Source organism: Pseudomonas sp. BF-R-19, from assembly GCF_019956445.1.
Lineage (GTDB): Bacteria > Pseudomonadota > Gammaproteobacteria > Pseudomonadales > Pseudomonadaceae > Aquipseudomonas > Aquipseudomonas fluorescens_BH.
Genome location: NZ_JAHBDN010000048.1, coordinates 159,295 through 183,341, shown reverse-complemented (window position 1 = coordinate 183,341; position 24,047 = coordinate 159,295). Strand labels below are relative to the sequence as shown.

Annotated in this window: 19 protein-coding genes; 9 read left to right on the top strand and 10 right to left on the bottom strand. The window is 61.2% G+C overall.

Annotation, left to right across the window (positions count from 1 at the left end; genetic code table 11):
- Positions 1-156: 156 nt before the first annotated feature.
- The 7 genes from betA to yccS all read left to right on the top strand — a co-directional run bounded on the left by betA (position 157) and on the right by yccS (position 11,726).
- The gene (gene betA, locus KGB28_RS12555) at positions 157-1,857 is read left to right on the top strand and encodes a choline dehydrogenase (RefSeq protein WP_223445472.1); all 1,701 of its coding nucleotides are present in this window, start codon (positions 157-159) and stop codon (positions 1,855-1,857) included.
- A gap of 274 nt (positions 1,858-2,131) precedes the next feature.
- The gene (locus KGB28_RS12550) at positions 2,132-3,574 is read left to right on the top strand and encodes a TldD/PmbA family protein (RefSeq protein WP_223445463.1); all 1,443 of its coding nucleotides are present in this window, start codon (positions 2,132-2,134) and stop codon (positions 3,572-3,574) included.
- Entirely contained in the window at positions 3,574-4,911 is a 1,338-nt protein-coding gene (locus KGB28_RS12545; RefSeq protein WP_223445461.1) for a TldD/PmbA family protein, read from the top strand. The genes KGB28_RS12550 and KGB28_RS12545 overlap by 1 nt, the downstream gene beginning before the upstream one ends.
- A gap of 169 nt (positions 4,912-5,080) precedes the next feature.
- Positions 5,081-6,517 carry a multidrug transporter subunit MdtD gene (gene mdtD / locus KGB28_RS12540; protein WP_223445459.1) on the top strand — a complete coding sequence of 479 codons (1,437 nt, stop codon included), beginning with the start codon at positions 5,081-5,083 and terminating at the stop codon, positions 6,515-6,517.
- 105 nt (positions 6,518-6,622) lie between these two features.
- Complete coding sequence (dbpA, locus tag KGB28_RS12535) at positions 6,623-7,960, top strand: ATP-dependent RNA helicase DbpA (RefSeq protein WP_263296697.1); 1,338 nt, start codon at positions 6,623-6,625, stop codon at positions 7,958-7,960.
- 141 nt (positions 7,961-8,101) lie between these two features.
- Positions 8,102-9,280, top strand: coding sequence for an NAD(P)/FAD-dependent oxidoreductase (locus KGB28_RS12530; RefSeq protein WP_223445455.1), 1,179 nt, complete (start codon positions 8,102-8,104; stop codon positions 9,278-9,280).
- A 262-nt stretch (positions 9,281-9,542) separates the two neighbouring features.
- Complete coding sequence (gene yccS / locus KGB28_RS12525) at positions 9,543-11,726, top strand: YccS family putative transporter (protein ID WP_223445453.1); 2,184 nt, start codon at positions 9,543-9,545, stop codon at positions 11,724-11,726.
- 155 nt (positions 11,727-11,881) lie between these two features.
- Here the strand turns inward: yccS and KGB28_RS12520 are convergent, their stop codons facing one another.
- Positions 11,882-12,619: a substrate-binding periplasmic protein gene (locus tag KGB28_RS12520; RefSeq protein ID WP_223445451.1), complete on the bottom strand. Its 738-nt coding sequence runs from the start codon at positions 12,617-12,619 to the stop codon at positions 11,882-11,884.
- A 257-nt stretch (positions 12,620-12,876) separates the two neighbouring features.
- On the opposite strand from KGB28_RS12520, the gene KGB28_RS12515 reads away from it, so the two are divergent.
- The gene (locus KGB28_RS12515) at positions 12,877-13,329 is read left to right on the top strand and encodes a GNAT family N-acetyltransferase (RefSeq protein ID WP_223445449.1); all 453 of its coding nucleotides are present in this window, start codon (positions 12,877-12,879) and stop codon (positions 13,327-13,329) included.
- Positions 13,330-13,452: 123 nt separating this feature from the next.
- On the opposite strand, the gene KGB28_RS12510 is transcribed toward KGB28_RS12515, so the two are convergent.
- From KGB28_RS12510 to KGB28_RS12500, 3 genes are read right to left on the bottom strand one after another with little or no spacing between them, the layout of a single operon-like run.
- The gene (locus KGB28_RS12510; protein WP_090178776.1) at positions 13,453-13,749 is read right to left on the bottom strand and encodes a helix-turn-helix domain-containing protein; all 297 of its coding nucleotides are present in this window, start codon (positions 13,747-13,749) and stop codon (positions 13,453-13,455) included.
- Between the two features lie 36 nt (positions 13,750-13,785).
- Positions 13,786-14,277: a YgjP-like metallopeptidase domain-containing protein gene (locus KGB28_RS12505; RefSeq protein WP_223445447.1), complete on the bottom strand. Its 492-nt coding sequence runs from the start codon at positions 14,275-14,277 to the stop codon at positions 13,786-13,788.
- A gap of 45 nt (positions 14,278-14,322) precedes the next feature.
- Complete coding sequence (locus KGB28_RS12500; RefSeq protein ID WP_223445445.1) at positions 14,323-16,446, bottom strand: putative bifunctional diguanylate cyclase/phosphodiesterase; 2,124 nt, start codon at positions 16,444-16,446, stop codon at positions 14,323-14,325.
- A 323-nt stretch (positions 16,447-16,769) separates the two neighbouring features.
- On the opposite strand from KGB28_RS12500, the gene KGB28_RS12495 reads away from it, so the two are divergent.
- A complete protein-coding gene (locus KGB28_RS12495) occupies positions 16,770-17,438 on the top strand; it encodes a polysaccharide lyase family 7 protein (protein WP_223445443.1) in 669 nt (222 codons plus the stop codon).
- 193 nt (positions 17,439-17,631) lie between these two features.
- Here the strand turns inward: KGB28_RS12495 and fba are convergent, their stop codons facing one another.
- The 6 genes from fba to tkt form a co-directional block, all read right to left on the bottom strand.
- Positions 17,632-18,696: a class II fructose-bisphosphate aldolase gene (gene fba / locus KGB28_RS12490; protein ID WP_007981624.1), complete on the bottom strand. Its 1,065-nt coding sequence runs from the start codon at positions 18,694-18,696 to the stop codon at positions 17,632-17,634.
- A gap of 234 nt (positions 18,697-18,930) precedes the next feature.
- A complete protein-coding gene (locus KGB28_RS12485) occupies positions 18,931-19,260 on the bottom strand; it encodes an MliC family protein (RefSeq protein WP_223445441.1) in 330 nt (109 codons plus the stop codon).
- Between the two features lie 56 nt (positions 19,261-19,316).
- A complete protein-coding gene (locus tag KGB28_RS12480) occupies positions 19,317-19,538 on the bottom strand; it encodes a hypothetical protein (protein WP_150725097.1) in 222 nt (73 codons plus the stop codon).
- Positions 19,539-19,573: 35 nt separating this feature from the next.
- Positions 19,574-20,737 carry a phosphoglycerate kinase gene (locus tag KGB28_RS12475; RefSeq protein WP_150755134.1) on the bottom strand — a complete coding sequence of 388 codons (1,164 nt, stop codon included), beginning with the start codon at positions 20,735-20,737 and terminating at the stop codon, positions 19,574-19,576.
- Between the two features lie 12 nt (positions 20,738-20,749).
- Positions 20,750-21,802: an erythrose-4-phosphate dehydrogenase gene (gene epd, locus KGB28_RS12470; protein WP_223445439.1), complete on the bottom strand. Its 1,053-nt coding sequence runs from the start codon at positions 21,800-21,802 to the stop codon at positions 20,750-20,752.
- Positions 21,803-21,982: 180 nt separating this feature from the next.
- Positions 21,983-23,980, bottom strand: a complete 1,998-nt coding sequence (gene tkt / locus KGB28_RS12465; RefSeq protein WP_223445437.1) for a transketolase — start codon at positions 23,978-23,980, stop codon at positions 21,983-21,985.
- Between the last annotated feature and the right edge of the window lie 67 nt (positions 23,981-24,047).

Genomic DNA, 24,047 nt, shown 5'->3' with positions numbered 1-24,047 from the left:
GGCCTCTTCGCGAGCAAGCCCGCTCCCACAAGGGGCCAGTGGCGGACACAGATCCTGTGTACACCAGAGATCAAATGTGGGAGCGGGCTTGCTCGTGAATCGAGTGCGCAGCACTCGTCAGGCCAGACCTGACCAACATCAAAGAGGGTGCATTCAATGTCCCAAGAATTCGACTACATCATCATCGGTGCCGGCTCGGCCGGTAACACCCTGGCGACCCGTCTGACCGAAGACGCAGGCGTCACCGTCCTGCTGCTCGAAGCGGGCGGCCCGGACTACCGTTTCGACTTCCGCACGCAGATGCCGGCCGCTTTGGCGTTCCCGCTGCAAGGCCGTCGCTACAACTGGGCCTACGAAACCGATGCCGAGCCACACATGGACGGCCGTCGCATGGAATGCGGTCGCGGCAAGGGCCTGGGCGGTTCCTCGCTGATCAACGGCATGTGCTACATCCGCGGCAACGCCATGGACTACGACGGCTGGGCGAAACTGCCAGGCCTTGAGGACTGGTCGTACCTGGACTGCCTGCCCTACTTCCGTAAAGCGGAAACCCGCGACATCGGCCCGAACGACTACCACGGCGGCGACGGCCCGGTCAGCGTGACCACGCCGAAAGCCGGCAACAACCCGCTGTTCCACGCCATGGTTGAAGCCGGCGTGCAGGCCGGTTACCCGCGCACCGAAGACTTGAACGGCTACCAGCAGGAAGGCTTCGGCCCGATGGACCGCACCGTGACCCCGAAAGGTCGTCGTGCCTCCACCGCCCGTGGTTACCTGGACGTGGCCAAGAAGCGTTCGACCCTGACCATCGTCACCCACGCCCTGACCGACAAGATCCTGTTCGAAGGCAAGCGTGCGGTCGGCGTGCGTTACCTGGTCGGTACCGCTGAAGAGCGTGTTGAAGTCAAGGCGCGCAAGGAAGTGCTGCTGTGCTCCGGCGCCATCGCTTCGCCGCAGATCCTGCAACGCTCCGGCGTCGGCCCGGCCGAGCTGCTGAACAAGCTCGACATTCCGCTGGTCCACGACCTGCCGGGCGTCGGTGAAAACCTGCAGGATCACCTTGAGCTGTACCTGCAATACGCTTGCACCCAACCGGTCTCGCTGTACCCGTCGCTGCTCTGGTACAACCAACCGGCCATCGGTGCCGAGTGGCTGTTCAACGGCACCGGCATCGGCGCCAGCAACCAGTTCGAAGCCGGCGGTTTCATCCGTACCCGTCCGGAATTCGAATGGCCGAACATCCAGTACCACTTCCTGCCGGTGGCGATTAACTACAACGGCAGCAACGGTGTGAAAGAGCACGGTTTCCAGGCGCACATGGGCTCCATGCGTTCGCCGAGCCGCGGGCGCATCCAGGCCAAGTCCAAGGACCCGCGCCAGCACCCGAGCATCCTGTTCAACTACATGGCCACCGAGCAGGACTGGCAGGAGTTCCGCGACGGCATCCGCCTGACCCGGGAAATCATGCAGCAACCTGCACTGGACGCCTTCCGTGGTCGCGAAATCAGCCCGGGCATCGACGTGCAGAGCGATGAGCAACTGGACAAGTTCATCCGCGAGCATGCCGAAACCGCGTTCCACCCGTCCTGCTCGTGCAAGATGGGCACCGACGAAATGGCCGTGGTCGATGGCGAAGGTCGCGTGCACGGCATGCAAGGCCTGCGTGTAGTCGATGCGTCGATCATGCCGATCATCACCACCGGCAACCTCAACGCTCCAACGATCATGATGGCCGAGAAAATCGCCGACAAGATCCGTGGTCGCAAGCCGTTGCCGCGCAGCACTGCCACTTACTATGTGGCGGGTGAAGCGCCGGTGAAGGGCAAGCCGGTGCGGGAATTGAGCCAGATCGCTTAAGGCGTTACACCGCGTTACGGCTATTCGCGAGCAAGCCCGCTCCCACACTTGATCTCCAGTGGACACAGATTTTGTGAACACCCGGGATTGAATGTGGGAGCGGGCTTGCTCGCGAAGAGGCCCGACCAGACACCACACATCTCCCGGCAAGCCTTCTCGACACCGTCTTACCCTTGATCCTCCCCCCTCGCAAGCCTAATCTAGCGCCACGCAATCGTTTCACCCCCCCTCGCAGCACCGCTCCACCGCCACTCCATACCCAGGAGGTTCACGAATGTTCGATTTCTACCCCCAGCTCAAGCAGCGCTTCGCTGCCTTGCGCACGGGTGCCGAATTCTTTTCCCTGCGTTATGTGCGCGAATCCGGGCAGTACCTGTCGGTGCGCAAGAACGTCGCCGAACCGCCGAGCCTGAGCCGTGACGAAGGGGCGATGCTGACCGTGCGGGTCAATGGCGTCGAGGCCTATGCGGCCACCAACGACCTGTCGCAACAGGGCCTGCAGGCCGCCCTCGAACGCGCCGAACTCCAGGCCCGCCGGCTCAAACCCCACGCCCTGCTGGACCTGCGCGAGCAGGCTGTTTCCAGTGACCGCGCCGATTACTTTTCACCCAACCTCGACCAGGCCTTCCCGTCCCTGAGCGACTGCTTCCAGTTGCTCGGCACCGAATCCGCCGCCGTGCCCAAGGACGAGCGCCTGGTGAACTGGCAAGTCAGCCTCGGTATCACCCACGTCGAGCAGATCTACCTCAACAGCGCCGGCGCCGAACTGCGCCAGGCCCAACGTTTTGTCTACCCCGGCCTGGACGTCACGGCCTACGACGGCAACGACAGCCAGACCCGCAGCCTTGGCCGCGAGAACTTCGGCCAGCAAGGCGCGGCGGACGTCATCAGCCGCTGCGGCCTGATCGGTGCCGGTGCCCAGGTGGCCGATCAGGCCCTGCAATTGCTCCTGGCGCCGAACACCCCGCAAGGCCAGCGCGACCTGCTGCTGATGCCCGACCAGATGATGCTGCAAATCCACGAGTCCATCGGCCATCCGCTGGAACTGGACCGCATCCTCGGCGACGAGCGCAACTACGCCGGCACCAGCTTCGTCAAAGCCAGTGATTTCGGCCGCCTGCAATACGGTTCCGGCCTGCTCAACGTGACCTTCGACCCGGACATCCCCGAGGAGCTCGCCAGCTACGGCCATGACGACGACGGCACGCCCGCCAGCAAACAGTTCCTGATCCGTGAAGGCCTGTTGCTGCGCCCGCTGGGCGGTGCGTTGTCGCAATTCCGCGCTGGCATGGACGGCGTCGCCAACAGCCGCGCCTGCGGCTGGAACCGCCCACCGATTGACCGCATGGCCAACCTCAACATCGAAACGGGGGATCAGTCCATCGAGCAGTTGATCGGCGGTATCGAACACGGCGTGCTGATGTCGACCAACCGCTCATGGTCGATCGACGATGCGCGCAACAAATTCCAGTTCGGCTGCGAATGGGGCCAACTGATCGAAAACGGCGAACTCAAGGGGGTGGTAAAGAATCCCAATTACAGGGGCATCTCCGCGCAGTTCTGGAAAAGCCTCAGCGCCGTCGGCGATGCCAGTACCTTCAAGGTCCTCGGCACACCGAACTGCGGCAAGGGCGAACCGAACCAGGTGATCCGCGTCGGCCACGCGTCACCGGCCTGTGTATTCAGCAACGTTGATGTATTCGGAGGAGACGCCTGATGAATCCTTCAAACAGCCAGTCCGCGTCGTTCAGGGCGCTGGTCAACAGCCTGCGTGCAACGCTTCACGAGCCCGAGCAGTTCACCCTCAGCTACGCCGCCGAATCATCGGCCTTCGTGCGTTTCAACCACGCCAGGGTGCGTCAGGCCGGTCAGGTGCAGCAGGCCAGCATCGGCCTGAAACTGATCAACGAAGGCCGCCATGCCGACCTGAACATCACCCTGGCCGGCGATCCCCAGGTTGATCTGCGACGTTTGACCGAAGGCCTGCAACAGCTGCGGGAAACCTTGCCGCTGCTGCCTCAGGATCCTTATTTGCTGCTCAACCACAATGGCTGGCAGAGCAACAACGTGCAGTCGCATCCGCTGCCGGACACTGAAGAGGTGGTCGCGCAAATCACCCAGGCCGCCGAAGGCCTGGATCTTGTCGGTTTCTACGCTGCCGGCCCGATCAGTCGTGGCTTTGCCAGCTCTTCGGGCGCCTTCGGCTGGCATCAGGCCAACAGCTTCAACTTCGACTTCAGCCTGTTCCACGAGAACGGCCAGGCCGTGAAAGCCAGCTACGCCGGGCACGACTGGAACAGCGAAGGCTTTGCCAGACGTTTCCAGCAAGCCCGCGAGCAGCTTGAGTTTCTGGGCCGGCCGCTGCGCACTTTGCCGCCCGGCCAGTACCGCGCCTACCTGGCACCGGCGGCGCTGGAAGAAATCATGGGCATGCTGTGCTGGGGTGGTTTCTCGGCACAGTCGATTGCCAGCAAAAGCAGCCCCCTGCAAAAGCTCTACGGTGGCGACAGCGCCTTCAGCCCGCTGGTCTCGCTGGATGAAAAAGTCAGCGGCTCACTGAGCCCGGCATTTTCCGATGAAGGTTATCCGCGCAGCGATCTGGGGTTGATCGTCGACGGCAAGGCCGGGGCACGACTGGTCAGCTCGCGCAGCGCCGCCGAATACGGTTTGACCGCCAATGGCGCCAGCGGCGGTGAATCGCCGAGCGCGCTGAACATGAAAGCCGGGGCATTGCATGATGCGGACATCCTCAAGCAACTGGGCACGGGGTTGTACATCAGCAATCTGTGGTACCTGAACTTCTCGGATCAACCGGCCGCACGCCTGACCGGCATGACCCGCTTTGCCACGTTCTGGGTCGAGAACGGCGAGATTCAGGCACCGGTCAGCACCATGCGCTTCGATGACAGCGCCTTCAGCCTGCTCGGTTCGCAGCTGGAAGCGTTGACCGAGGAGCGGGAGTTGTTGTTGTCGGCGAGTACCTACAGCCAACGGGCGACGGCTTCGGCGTTGTTGCCGGGGGCGTTGGTCAGCCGATTGACTCTGACGCTGTAAACACAAGTCTCAAGTGCACAGCAAACCTGTGGGAGCGGGCTTGCTCGCGAATGCAATCTTTCAGCTGATCTATTTGGTGACTGATACACCGCTTTCGCGAGCAAGCCCGCTCCCACATGAATCTCGACCCACCATGACCTTGCATTAACTTCATCAATCCAGAGGTCCCATGCCCAACCGCCCACCTCTCGACGCTGTAACCGCCCGCTGGATACCCTGGGTCGTCGCCATTGCCTTCTTCATGCAGTCCCTCGACGGGACGATCCTCAACACCGCCCTGCCGGCCATGGCCCGCGACCTGGCCGAAGATCCACTGCGCATGCAGGGCGTGATCATCGCCTACATGCTCACCGTCGCCTTGCTGATTCCCGCGTCCGGCTGGATCGCCGACCGCTTCGGCACCCGGAAAATCTTCTTCAGTGCGATTTTGCTGTTCAGCCTCGGCTCGCTGCTCTGCGCATTGTCGACCAGCCTGACCCAGTTGATCGGCGCCCGGGTGATCCAGGGCCTGGGCGGCGCGTTGATGCTGCCGGTCGGGCGGCTGGTGGTGTTGCGCGCCTACCCGCGCTCGGAACTGGTGCGGATCATGGGCTTCATCACCATTCCCGGGCTGCTCGGCCCCTTGATCGGCCCGACCATGGGTGGCTGGATGGTGCAATACCTGACCTGGCACTGGATCTTCCTGATCAACCTGCCGGTGGGGCTGGTCGGTTGCTACGCCGTGTGGAAATTCATCCCCGACCTGCGCGGTTCCGAGCGCACCCGTTTCGATAGCCTGGGCTTCGTGCTGTTTGGCGCGGCGATGATTCTGATCACCATCGCCATGGAAGGCCTGGGTGAATTGCACCTGCCGCACCTGCCGCACCTGCGGGTGATGTTGCTGCTGTTCGGTGGCATGGCGTGCCTGGCGGCGTACTGGCTGCGCGCCGGGCATATCGAGAACCCGTTGTTCGCGCCGTCGCTGTTCAAGACCCGGACCTTTGCCGTGGGCATTCTCGGCAACCTGTTCGCCCGCCTCGGCAGTGGCGCCCTGCCCTTTCTGGTGCCGTTGCTGCTGCAAGTGGCGCTGGGCTATTCGCCGTCCCAGGCCGGGATGAGCATGCTGCCCCTGGCGGCGGCGGCGATGATCGCCAAGTGGGTGGCGCGACCGCTGATCGAGCGCCTGGGTTACCGCATCGTGCTCACCGGCAACACCCTGGCGCTGGGGATCATGCTGGCGAGCATGGGCCTGGTCAGCGAGCAGACGCCGTACTGGCTACTGCTGTGTTTGCTGGCGATCCTTGGCGCGATCAACTCCTTGCAGTTCACCGCGATGAACACCGTGACCCTGATCGACCTCGACGATGCCAGCGCCAGCAGCGGCAACAGTTTGCTGTCGGTGGTCGCACAATTGTCCCTGAGCCTGGGCGTGGCCTGCGCCGGTGCGTTGCTCGGTGGCTTTACCGCGGAAATTGGTAATGATGGCGTGGACACGGTCCTGGGGGCATTCCAATTGACCTTCGTGACCGTAGGAATCATGGCGATGCTGGCCGCTACGATCTTCTCGCAACTGTCAAAAAATGACGGACGGCGAGTTAAGCGTCCGGAAGAACACATAGAGCCTTAGGGCGAATGGCCACCGGACTGGTACACTGCGCGACATTTTGTTTTGCAGGCCAGTCCCGTGACCACCATCGCCACCGAATTTAATACTTTGCCGCTGTCCGCCGCCATGCTGGCTAACCTCGACTCCCTCGGTTATGCCCAGATGACGCCGATCCAGGCGCAAAGCTTGCCGGTGATCCTCAAGGGGATGGACCTGATCGCCCAGGCCAAGACCGGCAGCGGCAAGACCGCCGCCTTCGGCATCGGCCTGCTGAACCCGATCAACCCGCGCTACTTCGGTTGCCAGGCGCTGATCCTGTGCCCGACCCGCGAGCTGGCTGACCAGGTCGCCAAGGAAATCCGTCGCCTGGCCCGGGCCGAAGACAACATCAAGGTCCTGACCCTGTGTGGCGGCGTGTCCCTCGGCCCGCAGATCGCTTCGCTGGAACACGGCGCGCACATCATCGTCGGCACCCCGGGACGCATCCAGCAGCACCTGCGCAAGGGTTCTCTGGTGCTCCACGGCCTGAACACCCTGATCCTCGACGAAGCCGACCGCATGCTCGACATGGGTTTCTACGATTCCATCGAAGAAATCATCATGCAGGCCCCGGAGCGTCGCCAGACCCTGCTGTTCTCCGCCACCTACCCGGTAGGCATCAAGCAGTTGGCCTCCAAATTCATGCGCAACCCGCAGCAAGTGAAGGCCGAGGCGTTCCACGACGACACGCAGATCGAGCAGCGCTTCTACGAGATCTCCCCGGATGACCGCATGAGTGCGGTGACCAAGGTGCTTGGCCACTTCCGTCCGGCGTCCTGCGTGGCCTTCTGCTACACCAAGCAGCAAGTGCAGGAAACCGTTGATCACCTGTCCTCCAAAGGCATTTCCGCCGTCGGCCTGCATGGCGATCTGGAACAGCGCGACCGCGATCAGGTGCTGGCAATGTTCGCCAACCGCAGTACTTCGGTACTGGTGGCGACCGATGTCGCTGCGCGCGGCCTCGATATCGATTCCCTGGACATGGTGATCAACGTCGAGTTGGCCCGTGATTCGGAAATCCACATTCACCGCGTCGGCCGTACCGGTCGTGCCGGTGAGAAAGGCCTCGCCATCAGCCTGGTGGCGCCGTCCGAAGCGCAGCGCGCCCAGGCCATCGAGCAATTGCAGAAGACCCCATTGACCTGGGACCAGGTGGACAACCTCACCTCCAAGGGTGGTGGCCCGCTGTTGCCGCAGATGAGCACCCTGTGCATCGCTGCCGGCCGCAAGGACAAGGTTCGTCCGGGCGACATTCTTGGCGCACTGACCGGTGACGCCGGCATCCCCGGTGCCCAGGTCGGCAAGATCGCGATTTTCGACTTCCAGGCCTATGTGGCCGTGGAGCGCGGCGTCGCCAAGCAGGCCTTGCAGCGTTTGAACGACGGCAAGATCAAGGGCCGTTCGTTGCGCGTTCGCATTTTGTAAGAACAACGCACATCCCTGTGGGAGCGGGCTTGCTCGCGAATGCAATCTGTCAGTCGATCTATCAGGTGACTGATACACCGCTTTCGCGAGCAAGCCCGCTCCCACATTGGTTTTGTGGTGATACATCAAGAGGACACCGTTTTGCGCTCTACCGAAGTCGTGATCATTGGCGCTGGCGCCGCAGGGTTGATGTGTGCACTGACCGCCGCCGGGCGCGGGCGCAAGGTGTTGTTGCTCGACCATGCCAACAAGGCCGGCAAGAAAATCCTGATGTCGGGCGGTGGCCGCTGCAATTTCACCAACATGTACACCGAACCGAGCAATTTCCTCTCGCAGAACGCGCACTTCTGCAAATCCGCCCTGGCCCGTTATACCCAGTGGGATTTCATCGGCATGGTGGCCAAGCACGGCGTGCCGTACCACGAGAAAAAACTCGGCCAGCTGTTCTGCGATAACAAATCCAGCGACATCCTTGAGATGCTGCTCAACGAGTGCGATCAGGTCGGCGTCAGCCTGCACCTGGACACCTCGATCCAGACCATCGAGAAGCTCGAAAGCGGCTACCTGCTGGACACCACGCTCGACCAAATCACCTGCGAATCCCTGGTGATCGCCACCGGCGGCCTGTCGATCCCGACCCTGGGCGCCACCGGTTTCGGCTATCAAGTGGCCAGGCAATTCGGCCACGAACTGCTGCCGACCCGCGCCGGCCTGGTGCCGTTCACCATCACCGATCAGCTCAAGGCCTTGTGCACTGAGCTGTCCGGTACGTCGGTGGATTGCCTGGTGAGCTGCAACGACCAGAGCTTTCGCGAGAACATCCTGTTCACCCACCGTGGCCTGAGCGGCCCGGCGATTTTGCAGATCTCGTCGTTCTGGGAGTCCGGCGATACCGTCGAGATCAACCTGCTGCCGGATCACGACGTGCCGAGCTGGCTGCAACAGCAGCAGGCCGAACGTCCCAACAGCGAGCTGAAAACCCTGCTCGGGGAAATCTTCACCAAGAAGATGGCCAACCTGCTGGCGGACAACTGGTTCGTCTCCAAACCGATGAAGCAGTACACCCACGCCGAACTGGCCGATATCGCGGAAAAACTGGCGAGCTGGAAAGTCGTGCCCGCCGGCACCGAAGGCTACCGCACCGCCGAGGTGACCCTGGGCGGCGTCAACACCAATGAAGTGTCGTCCAAGACCATGGAATCGCTGAAAAGCCCTGGGCTGTACTTCATCGGTGAAGTGCTGGACGTGACCGGGCATCTGGGCGGGTTCAACTTCCAGTGGGCGTGGGCTTCGGGCTACGCAGCTGCGCAGTACGTCTGATTCAAAAATCAACACAACCCCCTGTGGGAGCGAGCTTGCTCGCGATGGCGGCCTATCAGTCAACATCTCTGTTGAATGTTATGGCCTCATCGCGAGCAAGCTCGCTCCCACAGGTTTCTCGACCAGCCACAAAACTTGTGATCAACCCTGATCACCAATGCCCAAAGGAACAGATTTTGCTGTCTGATGTGATCGGCGCCATTGCGTCGGCGTCATTAGTGGCTCAATTTAGCGTCATTGCCTCGGAAGGCCTTCGCATTTCATGTCATCGACTTCGTTCCGCCAGTCTCTGCGTCGCCTTTGGGCGCTAGATAAATTCAGCTACAGCGTGCGGGTATTCATTGCCCTGACCGGCACCATGGCGCTGTGTTGGTATCAGGATGAAATGGGCCTGCTGATCCCGTTGTTCCTGGGGATTATCGCCAGTGCCCTGGCCGAAACCGACGACAGCTGGCAGGGCCGTATCAACGCGCTGGCCGTGACGCTGGTGTGTTTCGCGGTTGCCGCCCTGTCTGTCGAACTGCTCTTCCCCTACCCCTCGCTGTTTATCATCGCCTTCGCCCTGGCCGCGTTCTGCCTGACCATGCTCGGTGCCCTCGGCGAACGCTATGGCGCGATTGCCTCAGCGACGCTGATTCTGTCGGTCTACACCATGATCGGCGTGGACCAGCGTGGCGGTGCGGTCAGCGACGTCTGGCACGAGCCGTTACTGCTGGTGGCCGGTGCTGCCTGGTACGGCTTGCTGTCGGTGGTGTGGCAGGCGCTGTTTTCCAATCAGCCGGTGCAGCAGAGCCTGGCGCGGTTGTTCCGCGAGCTGGGCTTTTACCTGAAGCTGAAATCCTCGCTGTTCGAGCCGATCCGGCAGATGGACGTGGAGGCGCGGCGCCTGGAATTGGCCCAGCAGAACGGCCGGGTGGTGGCGGCATTGAACGCCGCCAAGGAGATCATCCTGCACCGGGTCGGCAACGGTCGCCCGGGGTCGAAAGTCAGCCGCTACCTCAAGCTGTACTTCCTTGCCCAGGACATCCACGAGCGCGCCAGCTCATCGCACTACCCTTATAACGCCCTGGCCGACGCCTTCTTCCACAGCGACGTGCTGTTCCGCTGCCAACGCCTGTTGCGTCAGCAAGGCAAGGCCTGCCGGGCCCTGGCCGAATCGATCCAGATGCGCCAGCCGTTCACCTATGACGCCAGTTTCGCCGAGGCCCTGAGCGACCTGGATGCCTCTCTCGAACACCTGCGCATCCAGAGCAACCCGGCCTGGCGCGGCTTGCTGCGTTCACTGCGGGCACTGGCGGCCAACCTCGGTACTCTCGACCGCTTGCTCAGCGATGCCAGTAACCCCGACGCCCTGGCCGACGCCACCGACAGCAGCCTGCTCGACCGTTCGCCGCGCAGCCTCAAGGACGTGTGGCTGCGCTTGCGCACGCAGCTGACGCCGACCTCGCTGCTGTTCCGCCATGCCCTGCGATTGCCCCTGGCCTTGAGCATCGGCTACGCCATGGTGCATTTGATTCACCCGTCCCAAGGCTACTGGATCATCCTCACTACGCTGTTCGTCTGCCAACCGAACTACGGCGCCACCCGCCGCAAACTCGGTCAACGGATCATCGGCACCGCCATCGGCCTGACCCTGGCCTGGGCGCTGTTCGACCTGTTCCCGAACCCGCTGATCCAGTCGTGTTTCGCCATTGCCGCCGGGGTGGTGTTCTTTACTAACCGCACCACCCGCTACACCCTGGCGACGGCCGCGATCACCCTGATGGTGCTGTTCTGCTTCAACCAGGTGGGTGACGGTTACGGGCTGTTCCTGCCACGGCTGTTCGATACCTTACTCGGCAGCCTGATTGCCGGGCTCGCGGTGTTCCTGTTCCTCCCGGACTGGCAGGGCCGACGCCTGAACAAAGTGCTGGCCAACACCCTGGCCTGCAACAGCATTTACCTGCGCCAGATCATGCAGCAATACGCGGCGGGCAAAAGCGACGACCTGGCCTACCGCCTGGCCCGTCGCAACGCGCACAACGCCGACGCGGCGCTGTCGACCACACTGGCCAACATGCTGATGGAGCCGGGACACTTTCGTAAGGAAGCGGATGTGGGCTTCCGCTTCCTGGTGCTGTCCCACACGCTGCTCAGTTACCTGTCGGGCCTGGGCGCGCACCGGGAAACCCAACTGCCGGCGGACGTGCGCGAGCATTTGATCGATGGGGCCGGGGTGAAACTGGCCGCCAGCATCGACGAGATCGCCCAAGGGCTGGCGAGCAAATCTTCGATCGAGATTCAGAGCGATGAAGAAGAAGCACTGGCCAATGGACTGGAACAGATGCCTGATGAAATCGATGAGGGGCAGCGGTTGGTGCAGACGCAACTGGCGCTGATCTGCCGGCAGTTGGGGCCGTTGCGGACGTTGGCGGCGCATCTCATCAAGGACACCAGCGAGGATTGAGATCCCGGCTGAATGTACCGGCCCCTTCGCGGGCAAGCCCGCTCCCACAGTGGGCGAAGGTGAACACAAATCTTGTGACCATCAGATAACCCTGTGGAAGCGGGCTTGCTCGCGAAGAGGCCATCAGCAACAGCACAGAATCTGGATCAACTCACTTACATCCCATGCTGCCTCATCAACTTGTCATAACTCCCGTCCGCCTTCATCGCCGCGATCTCGCGGTCGAAACCGGCAACGATCCGTGCATGCTCGGGATTCTTCAGGCTGACCAGAATGTGCAGGCTGTTCTCGCTCAACGCCTTGGGCAGGAATTCCACGGCATTACGCACCTTGGGCGACTCGCGAGCCAGGTAATAGCGGGCGACGAACTCATCTTCCAGCGTCAGCTTGACCCGGTCAGCCGCGAGCATGCGCACCGCCATGGCGAAACTGTGCACAGGGATTTTCTGCAACGAATTGTCGTTGTCGAACGAGGGCGAATAGGCGTATCCACGCACGATGGCAATCGGATAAGTGTGCAATTGCTGCAGGTTATTGAATTCGATGGGCGCGTCCTTGCGCTTGAGAAAGCGCACGCGATTGAGCAGGTACTCGCCGGAAAACTGGCCAAGCCTGGTCCGCTCCTCCGAGTACCAGGCGTTGACCAGCACGTCGTATCGGCCCTCGCCCAATCCCATCAAGGCCCGTGCCCAGGGCACCTGCTCGAATTCACTGGCATAGCCGACCCTGGCGAGCGCGGTACTGACAATGTCCGTGGCCAAACCACCGTTGACGAGCGTGGCGTCGGTAAAGGGTGGCCAGGCATCAGCGACCAACCGCAGTTTTTCTGCCGCCGCTCCCTGAACCAGCAACAGCAACCCAATCAAGGCCAAAGCTCGATGCAACCGCGGCATGCCAGAAAATCCTTAGCGGGCGGGTTGCCCGACGTGTTTTCAGCTAAAACCCCAAGGCCCCTTACCGGCAGGACCCGGGTACTCAACATCAGCTCATCGAAGCCACAGCACAGCGCTTCGATCCAGATTACACAAAGAAGACATCCGCGCGAAAAATGAATGATGGCATTTTGGCCTATATCACAGACTCTTCCGCCATAAAGACTTCTGGCGTGAGTGCGCTTAGTATCGGAACGACGTTTTCAGGGAATCAAAACATGACAGTCGATTGGATCTGCAAACACCACAGCGACCTGGGCAAGGAGCAGCTGTACGCCATTTTGCAGTTGCGTGCGCAAGTGTTCGTCGTCGAGCAGCAATGCGCTTATCAAGACGTGGATGGCCAGGACCTGGAAGGTGACACTTGTCACTTGATGGCCTGGGACAGCAATCAACTGGTGGCCTATCTGCGGCTGCTCGACCCGGAACTGCAAGGCGGGGACGTAGTGATCGGTCGGGTGATCATTGCTCCACACGCACGAGGCGCCGGGCTTGGACATGAGTTGATGGACCAGGCGTTGAAGCAGATTGAAGAACGCTGGCCGCAAACGCCGATCTACCTCTCGGCCCAGACGCATTTGCAGGGGTATTACGGGCGGTACGGGTTTGTCGTGACGGGCGAGGAGTTTGTCGAGGATGGCATTCCGCATATCGGGATGCGTCGTCCGTAAGGGCCTCTTCGCGAGCAAGCCCGCTCCCACAGGTTTCCGGTTGGATTGAATAATTTTGATCCAACCGGAAACCTGTGGGAGCGGGCTTGCTCGCGAAGGCGTCAGTCAAACCACTGAAAGATTTCAGGGATACTCCAACACCGCCTTGATCTGCCGCAGATTACGCTCGATCCACCCGCGATCGATCGCCCCCCACTCGCGAATCCGATAGCGCCCCGCATGGTTACGCGCACCCTCTTCCTGCTCGAACTCACAAATGATATCCAGATCCGCCAACGCCGCGATGGTGTCCTGCGCCGTGCGCCGGGGCATGCCGGTCACTTCAGTCAGCGCCGGGACGCTGCTGGCCAGCCCGCTGTCGATCAGGTACGCCACGTACAACCGACGATAGAAGCTGCTCTTGGTCTTGCTCACGTCCATCTACACACTCCTTGTTGCGATTCTCGGCGGCGATAACTACTGCATGTCCCGCCACGTCAGGTACACCCGCACATCGAATTCCACCTGGTGATAACCCGGCAGCATGTGCTCGCACAGTTTGTAGAAGGCCTTGTTGTGGTCCGATTCCTTGAAATGCGCCAGCTCATGCACCACGATCATTTTCAGGAACTCGCAAGGCGCTTCCTTGAACAGCGAAGCGATGCGGATTTCCTTCTTGGACTTGAGTTTACCGCCTTGCACCCGGGAGATCGTGGTATGCAGGCCGAGCGCGCGATGAGTCAGGTCCAGGCGGTTGTCGAACAGCACCTTGTCGATGGCCGGGGCATTACGCAGGTATTCCTGCTTGAGGTCCAGGGCATAGGTGTACAGCGCCTTGTCGCTCTGCACCCCGTGCTTTTGCGGGTAACGCTGGCTCAGGTAATCGCCCAGCCGACCGTCGGCGATCAGCTGGCGCACCTGATCCTGCAAGGTGGCGGGATAGGCCTGGAGATATTTCAACACGGTCATCGGGGCGGCAATACAGGTCACTAAAAGTTCGCCAGTGTAGCGAATTCAGCGGGCCAGCGCGCTCCAGTCAAACGGTTGGACAAAGACCCCGGTGTCTTCGGCCATCATCGGCCGGGCCACCAGAAAACCTTGCACATATTCACAGCCATTGGCTTGCAGCCATTCATACTGCGCGACGGTTTCCACCCCTTCGGCAATCACCAGCATCCCGAACTGCTTGCACAGGTCGATCACACTGCGCACCAGCGCCGCATCCCGTACCGACTCCGGCAACCGGGCGATCAAATGGCGGTCGATCTTGAGGGTATCCAGCTCCAGGTCGCGCAAGTGCGTCAGGGAGCAGGGGCCGGCCCCGAAGTCATCCAATGCCACTCGTACGCCCAGATTGTGCAGCAGGCGCAATTGCTTGCGGGTTTCTTCGGGGTTGTGCATCAAGGCCTCTTCCGTGACCTCGACTTCCAGATGACGCGGTTGCAAGCCATGGCGCTCCAGCACCTGGCGCAACTCGGTGACCAGGTTGGGCATGCCGAACTGCGTACTGCTCAAGCTGACGCCGAGCACCAGGTCCTCGGTAAACAGAGCCCCCCAGGCTTTGCGCTGCCCGATGCTGCGATGGTAGATCCAGCTGCCCAGGCGACTGATCAGCCGCGCCTCCTCCAGCAATGGCAAAAACAGCCCCGGGGGGACATCGCCAACGCTCGGATGCTGCCAGCGCAACAAGGCCTCGAAGCCACGAAGCCGCCCGTCGGCAATCGCCACCTGAGGCTGATACACCAGATTGAAATCGCGGTTCTCGATGGCTGTGCGCACACTTTCTTCCAGCATCAGCCGCGTGCGCGCCCGGCCGTTCATTTCATGATCGTAGAAGCGATATTGCTGGCGGCCGGCACGCTTGGCTTCGTACATGGCGATGTCGGCCGCCCGCAGCATCCCGTCGAGGTTGGCGCCACAATCGGGGAACGTGGCGATGCCAATGCTGGCACCCAGCACGATATCGAGGCCATCGATCTGCTGACAGATCGACACTCGCTCGATGAGTTTCTCGGCAATCTTCGCCGCCTGCTCGGGGTACTCCAGATCCAGCAGCACAGTGAATTCGTCGCCGCCCATCCGCGCCAGAATGTCGAAGGGCCCCAGGCAAGCCTTCAACTGTTCGCAGACCCAGCGCAGCACCCGATCGCCAGCATCGTGCCCGAGCGAATCATTGACTCGCTTGAAGCCGTCGAGGTCCAGGTACATCAAGACCCAGGAACTGTCGGAACGCTCACCGCGCAACAGCAGGTTCTCTACGGTCTGGTAGAGCCCCCGGCGGTTGAGCAATCCGGTCAGCGGATCGGTGACCGCCTGAAACTCCAGTTGCTGATGCAGATGGCGCACCACCGACATGTCCAGCACGGTCACCACCATCGCCTGTTGCTCGGCGGGCAATGGCGCGCAGGACAAGGCCACCGGCACCTGCTGGCCGGGCGCCGTCCGTAGCAGGGCATCGTGCAGGCGCAGGGTTTCGCCGCGTTTGTATCCGGCCAGCAACTCGGAATCGGCCCAGATCGGGATATGTGGTTTTTGCAGGTAGTCCACAAACTCCTTGCCTTGCAGTTCCTGCACCGTGGCATTGAGCAACCGTGACATCGCCGGATTGGCAAAACGAATCAGACCGTCCTCCCCCAAGACCAGAATGCCTTCGGCTGCGTTATCCAGCACCGACGCATTAAAGGCACGAGCCGCTTCCAGATCATGACTCAGGCGCTGCAAGGCCCGGCGGTTACGCTGGTGCTCGAGCAACGCCTGGACCCTGGGCGTGAAGATCTGCGGGTCGAACGGCTTGAACAGGTAATCCACCGCACCACTGGCATAGCCCTTGATCACGGCGTCCCGGGACTGTTCGTTGGCGGTCAGGAAAATGATCGGTGTGAGGCGGGTCCGCTGGCTACCGCGCATCAGGCGCGCCACTTCATAGCCGTCCATGCCCGGCATCTGCACATCCAGCAGTACCAGGTCGATGTCGTGTTCAAGTAACAAGCCGAGGGCCTCGAAACCCGAGGCGGCAGTAATGACCCGCCAGTCCTGGCGCTGTAACAACGCGCGCATGCTGATCAGGTTTTCAGGGTAATCGTCGACGACTAAAAGGGTTGAGCCGCCGTCTACTGGCGTGGGTTGCGCGCATTCCATGCTGCTTCTCTAATTGCGGGGTGTCAGGCCGGCTTCTCGTGAAAACCGGACAAATACGGTGCCATCACTCTAGACCCGGTTCTGCAAAAGCAGAAGGTGTCAGTAGGCCACCATCTAATCATTGTGTCTTTTTACCGACTAACGGTCGATGGTTCAGCCCGGTGGAGCCCGGGAAAGATGGCATTTCGACAGGATGTTGACGTCAACCACCCGTCAGGCGGGCATTAACAAAATCCCCCGCTACGCTTATAAAGGCCGCCCCAAAGGTGCGATCTAGAGCTTCTGGCACGCCCATTCTGCATGATCCCAGTGGAAGAACCGACATGATCGACCTCGCAACCTGGAACCTCAGCGTCCCCGTTGGCAGCCCGCCGTACACCGTCGAAACCGCCAAACTGGTGGATGGCTTCAAGGATCAATACTTCCATTCAGATACCGGCACATTGTTTTTCTGGACGCCCGTGACCGGCTCCCGTACCGAAAACGCGATTTACCCACGCACCGAACTGCGTGAAACCTACAGCAACGGCACGTTGAAAAACTGGTATTACCCGGAGGCCGACAATTTGTTGTATGCCACTCTGGCAGTGAACCAGGTGCCGAGTTCCGGGAAGATCGTCATCGGCCAGATCCATGCCTATCAAAGCCAGAAACCTCTGGTGAAGGTCGAATACCAATACAAAACCAGTACAGGCACCGGCAATATCGTTGCCAAGGTCCGGATGCATCCCGATGACGATACAGGCCGGGTGATCATCGTTGCGACGGGGGTGAAACTCGACCAGGAGTTCAACTACCTCATTCACCTCAGCCCCGGTGGCGCCTTGGGCATCAGCGCGGCAGGTTATCAGTGGGATACGCAAATCAGCACAACCTGGCGCGACAAACCGCTGTACTTCAAGGCCGGGGTCTATGTGCAGGACAACACCGGGTACACCACTGAAGGCGGCAAAGTGACCTTCAGCAAGCTGGATATCGATCACAATCAATGATGTCGAGGCATCGTTGACACTGTGGGAGCGGGCTTGCTCGTGAAGGCGTAGTGTCAGATGACATTAACACTGAATGACACACCGCTTCCGCGAGCAAGCCCGCTCCCACACTGACCGCGCAGGCCTTAGATCATCGCCCACAAAAAACCCGCCTCTCGGCGGGTTTTTCATCAAGGCAGTTTAACGCTCAGGCTTAGTTGACCTTGGCGTTCAACTCACCTTTCAGGTAACGCTGATACATGCCTTCCAGCGAGATCGCCTTGATCTTCGAAGCATTGCCGGCAGTGCCGAAGGCTTCGTAGCGAGCGATACATACGTCGCGCATGGCGGTGACGGTGGCACCGAAGAATTTACGCGGGTCGAACTCGCTCGGGTTGGTAGCCATCAGGCGACGCATTGCGCCAGTGGATGCCAGGCGCAGGTCGGTGTCGATGTTGACCTTGCGCACGCCGTGCTTGATACCTTCGACGATTTCTTCAACCGGTACGCCGTAGGTTTCCTTGATGTCGCCGCCGTACTGGTTGATGATCGCCAGCCACTCTTGCGGAACCGAAGACGAACCGTGCATCACCAGGTGAGTGTTCGGAATACGCTTGTGGATTTCCTTGATGCGGTCGATGGCCAGCACGTCGCCGGTAGGCGGCTTGGTGAACTTGTAGGCGCCGTGGCTGGTACCGATGGCGATGGCCAGGGCATCCACCTGAGTGCGTTTTACGAAGTCAGCGGCTTCTTCCGGGTCGGTCAGCATCTGGCTGTGATCCAGAACGCCTTCGGCGCCGATGCCGTCCTCTTCACCGGCCATGCCGGTTTCCAGCGAACCCAGGCAGCCCAGCTCGCCTTCTACCGAAACGCCGCAGGCGTGAGCCATGGCCACGGTTTGTTGGGTCACACGCACGTTATAGTCGTAGTCAGTCGGGGTCTTGCCGTCTTCGCCCAGGGAACCGTCCATCATCACCGAGCTGAAGCCCAGCTGGATGGAGCGCTGGCAGACGTCAGGGCTGGTGCCGTGGTCCTGGTGCATGCACACCGGGATGTGCGGGAATTCTTCGATGGCTGCCAGGATCAGGTGACGCAGGAACGGTGCACCGGCGTATTTGCGAGCACCGGCCGAAGCCTGGACGATCACCGGGGAGTCAGTCTTGTCAGCGGCTTCCATGATGGCGCGCATCTGCTCAAGGTTGTTGACGTTGAAGGCTGGAACGCCGTAGCCGAACTCGGCTGCGTGGTCCAGCATCTGGCGCATGCTGATAAGTGCCATTGTGTATATCTCTCCCGGTTGAGGGTCGTTAATCGTGCCAGCCTGCCGTAGCGGCGGCGGCTATTCAAGTTTTTGCAGATCGGGGGTTGGCCCGGGCTGCGGATTCGGTGTTGCATCAACTCTAAAACGTCGGTCCCTCTGTGGGAGCGAGCTTGCTCGCGATGGTGGCCCAGACAATGCGGGCATTCAGGCACCCAGCGTCATCGTTAACGACCATCGCGAGCAAGCTCGCTCCTACAGGTGACAGCCACGGCCAATCAAATCATTGGTGGCGACCCAGTAAACCAGGCCTTCCTCACCTTTTATGTGAAACGCCAGCATGTCATTGCTATACAGCGAACCCGATGCACCCGGTTCCTGCTTCAGGCGGTAGACCTGATCGGCACCGCCCAGGCGCACGTCGACCTCCCTAAGGCTGTCGTCAGTGTAGCGCCACAGCACTTTGGCCTGGCTGTCGCAGGTCCAGGTGGTCCAGTTATCCACAGGCGCGGACGACTGGAACAGGTTCAACTGAGCACAACCCGCCAACAACGCCAATGCCGCAACTGCGATAAAACCTTTCATCCGTGCCCCTCGACTGACGGCGCACGCCGCCAGCCCTGAGTAAAGAGTCAGACCCGTCAAGGACATCCATGTTCCTTGGCGGGTGCCTGGGTCTCGTATTTGTCCAGGCCCTCGGGACCTGCGCGCTTGTTGAGCACCGGATTGGTTTCCGCCTGCCAGTCGGCCTGGTAGCAACCGCTCTGTGGCGCAGACGGCGCAGGTTCCGGCGTGGCTTTCGGATTACTCCCGCAAGCCGCCAGTGAACCTGCGACGATCAACAGCGCTAGCGTCTTGACCATTTCAACACTCCCTTGCCTGGTCAAACGGGCGACCCTCAGGCCTTGGCCCGGCTTTCCAGGACTTCAACGGCTGGCAACACTTTGCCTTCGACGAATTCGAGGAACGCGCCACCGCCGGTAGAAATGTAGGAGATCTGCTCGGCAACGCCATATTTGTCGATGGCCGCCAGGGTGTCGCCGCCGCCAGCGATAGAGAACGCTGCGCTGTCTGCGATGGCCTGGGCCAGCACCTTGGTGCCATTACCGAACTGATCGAATTCGAACACGCCGACCGGACCGTTCCACAGGATGGTTTGCGACGACTTCAGCAGCTCGGCGAAATTCGCCGCGGTCTGCGGGCCGATGTCCAGGATCATGTCGTCGGCAGCAACGTCAGCGATCAGCTTGACGGTCGCAGCGGCGCTTTCAGCGAACTCCTTGGCAACCACCACGTCCACTGGCAGCGGTACGCTGACCTTGGCGGCGATGGCGCGAGCAGTGTCCAGCAGGTCCGGCTCGTACAGCGACTTGCCGACCGGGTGACCGGCAGCAGCCAGGAAGGTGTTGGCAATGCCGCCGCCGACGATCAACTGGTTGCAGATCTGGCTCAGGCTGTTCAGCACGTCGAGTTTGGTCGACACCTTGGAGCCGGCGACGATGGCCGCCATCGGCTGGGCCGGGGCGCCCAGGGCTTTGCCCAGTGCGTCCAGTTCAGCGGCCAGCAGCGGGCCGGCAGCAGCGACTTTGGCGAACTTGGCCACGCCGTGGGTCGAACCCTCGGCACGGTGAGCGGTGCCGAAGGCGTCCATCACGAACACGTCGCACAGGGCGGCGTATTGCTGGGCCAGTTCGTCGGCGTTCTTTTTCTCGCCTTTATTGAAGCGCACGTTTTCGAACAGCACGATGTCGCCCGCTTTCACGTCGACACCGCCCAGGTAATCGGCCACCAGCGGCACTTCACGACCCAGAGCACGGCTCAGGTAGTCAGCGACTGGCTTGAGGCTGTTCTCGGCCGAGAACTCGCCTTCGGTCGGACGGCCAAGGTGCGAGCAGACCATCACGGCCGCGCCTTTTTCCAGGGCCAGCTTGATGGTCGGCAGCGAGGCCAGGATACGCGCATCGCTGGTGACAACACCGTCCTTTACTGGGACGTTGAGGTCTTCGCGGATCAATACGCGCTTACCTTGCAGATCGAGGTCGGACATCTTCAACACGGTCATGGGTCGCACTTCCTACGGTTTTTTTGAAATGGCTGTTTGCAGATAATGTTCTGCAACGTCCAGCATTCGGTTGGCAAAACCCCATTCGTTGTCGAACCAGGCCAGGATGTTCACCAGCCGAGGGCCGGAAACGCGGGTCTGACTGGCATCGACGATCGCCGAATGTGGGTCATGGTTGAAATCACAGCTTGCGTGGGGTAGCTCGGTGTAGGCCAGCAGGCCTTTGAGCGGGCCGCTGGTGGCGGCTTCGCGCAGGATCCGGTTGACCTCGGTGGCGTCGGTCGCGGTGGCGGTCTGCATCGTAATGTCGAGGCAGGACACGTTGACCGTCGGCACCCTCACGGCTTTGGCCTGAATTCGTCCGGCAAGTTCCGGCAGCAGGCGTTCGATACCACGCGCCAGACCGGTGGACACCGGAATCACCGACTGGAACGCCGAACGGGTGCGGCGCAGGTCTTCGTGGTGGTAGGCATCGATGACCGGCTGATCGTTCATCGCCGAATGAATGGTCGTGATCGACACGTAGTCCAGGCCAATGGCCTGATTCAGCAGGCGCAACAGCGGCACGCCGCAGTTGGTGGTGCAGGACGCGTTGGACACCAGCAACTCGTCGCCGGTCAGGCAATCCTGGTTCACGCCATAGACGATGGTCGCGTCGACGTCCGTCTCGCTGGCCATCGGCTGGGAAAACAGCACACGCGGGGCGCCGGCGTCGAGGAAACGCTGGCCGTCTTCGCGGGTGTGGTAAGCGCCGGAGCACTCCAGCACCAGATCGACGTCCAGGGACGCCCAATCGATGCCTTCGGGGGTGGCACTGCGCAGGACCTTCACGCAGTCGCCATTGATATGCAGACAATCGCCGTCGACCTTCACTTCGCCGGGGAACCGGCCATGGGTGGAGTCGAAGCGTGTCAGGTATTCGATGCTGGCCATGTCTGCCAGATCGTTGATCGCGACAATCTCGAACCCGGCCTTGTCGCCTCGCTCGAACAACGCACGCAAGACGCAACGACCAATCCGGCCATAGCCGTTGAGTGCAACTTTGTAAGGACGCGGTTGAGGCATGGGGTTCTCGATTACCGTGGTGAATCCGTTAGTGCGATGGCGCCTGGACCATCGCTTTCGCGAGCAAGCCCGCTCCCACAGGGGATTTGTTGTGAGACACAAATAGTGCTCACAACATTGACCCCATGTGGGAGCGGGCTTGCTCGCGAAGACGTCAGTCCAGACGACATCTTTTCTGGATCAGTCTTCCAGCAGCTCTTCAGCCTGACCCAGGATGTTTTCCAGGGTGAAGCCGAACTCTTCGAACAAGGCCGGCGCAGGCGCCGACTCGCCGTAAGTGGTCATGCCGATCACGCGGCCTTCCAGGCCCACGTACTTGTACCAGTAGTCCGCATGGGAAGCCTCGATGGCGATACGGGCGCTGACTTGCAACGGCAGGACCAATTGCTTGTAGCCGGCGTCCTGGGCATCGAACACGCTGGTGCACGGCATGGACACCACGCGAACCTTGCGGCCTTGCTCGGTCAGTTTGTCGAAGGCTTGAACAGCCAGACCGACTTCGGAACCGGTAGCGATCAGGATCAGCTCAGGCTCGCCCGCGCAGTCCTTGAGCACATAGCCACCACGGCTGATGTCGGCGATCTGGCCGGCATCACGGGTTTGGTGCTGCAGGTTCTGACGCGAGAAGATCAGGGCTGAAGGACCGTCCTTGCGCTCCAGCGCGTACTTCCAGCTCACCGCCGATTCAACGGCGTCGGCTGGGCGCCAGGTGTCGAGGTTCGGCGTGCAGCGCAGGCTGGCCAGTTGCTCGATTGGCTGGTGAGTCGGGCCGTCTTCGCCCAGACCGATGGAGTCGTGGGTGTAGACGTGGATCACACGCTGCTTCATCAGGGCCGACATGCGCACCGCGTTGCGCGCGTATTCCATGAACATCAGGAAGGTCGCGCCGTAAGGCACCAGGCCGCCGTGCAGGGCAACGCCGTTCATGATCGCGGTCATGCCGAACTCGCGCACGCCGTAGTACATGTAGTTGCCGCTGGCGTCTTCGGCGGTGACGCCTTTGCAGCCTTTCCACAGGGTCAGGTTGGAACCGGCCAGGTCAGCCGAACCGCCGAGGAACTCAGGCAGCAACGGGCCGAACGCGTTCAGAGCATTCTGGCTGGCTTTACGGCTGGCGATGGTTTCGCCCTTGGCGGCCACTTCGGCGATGTAGGCCGAGGCTTTTTCGCTGAAGTCAGCCGGCAGGTCACCGCTCAGACGACGTACCAGTTCGCTGGCTTCAGTCGGGAACGCGGCGGAGTAGGCAGCGAAACGCTGATCCCACTCGGCTTCCACAGCTTTACCTGCTTCCTTGGCATCCCACTCGGCGTAGATATCGGCCGGGATTTCGAACGGACCGTGGTTCCATTTCAGCGCCGCACGGGTCAGGGCGATTTCCGCGTCACCCAGCGGGGCGCCGTGGCAGTCTTCCTTGCCTTGCTTGTTCGGCGAACCGAAGCCGATGGTGGTCTTGCAGCAGATCAGGGTTGGCTGCTCGCTTTTGCGTGCAGTGTCGATCGCCGTCTTGATCTCTTCCGGGTCGTGACCGTCGACATTGCGGATCACTTGCCAGTTGTAGGACTCAAAACGCTTCGGGGTGTCGTCGGTGAACCAGCCTTCGACTTCGCCATCGATGGAGATGCCGTTGTCATCGTAGAAGGCAATCAGTTTGCCCAGGCCCAAGGTACCGGCCAGGGAAGCGACTTCGTGGGAAATGCCTTCCATCATGCAGCCATCACCCAGGAACACATAGGTATGGTGGTCGACGATGTTGTGGCCAGGACGGTTGAACTGCGCCGCCATGACTTTTTCAGCCAGGGCAAAACCCACGGCGTTGGCCAGGCCCTGGCCCAGTGGACCGGTGGTGGTTTCTACGCCCGGGGTGTAACCGAGTTCCGGGTGGCCCGGGGTGCGGCTGTGCAATTGACGGAACTGCTTCAGGTCGTCGATCGACAGGTCGTAGCCGGTCAGGTGCAGCAGCGAGTAGATCAACATCGAGCCATGGCCGTTGGACAGCACGAAGCGGTCACGGTCGGCGAACGATGGATTGCTCGGGTTGTGCTTGAGGTAGTCGCGCCAAAGTACCTCGGCGATATCCGCCATACCCATCGGGGCACCGGGATGGCCGCTGTTGGCTTTTTGCACGGCATCCATGCTGAGGGCACGAATGGCGTTGGCACGCTCACGACGGCTAGGCATCGCTGTTCTCCTGGGGGCTTGAATAAAACGAAACGGAAAAAAGGCGAGCATTTTCCCTCACCGGGAC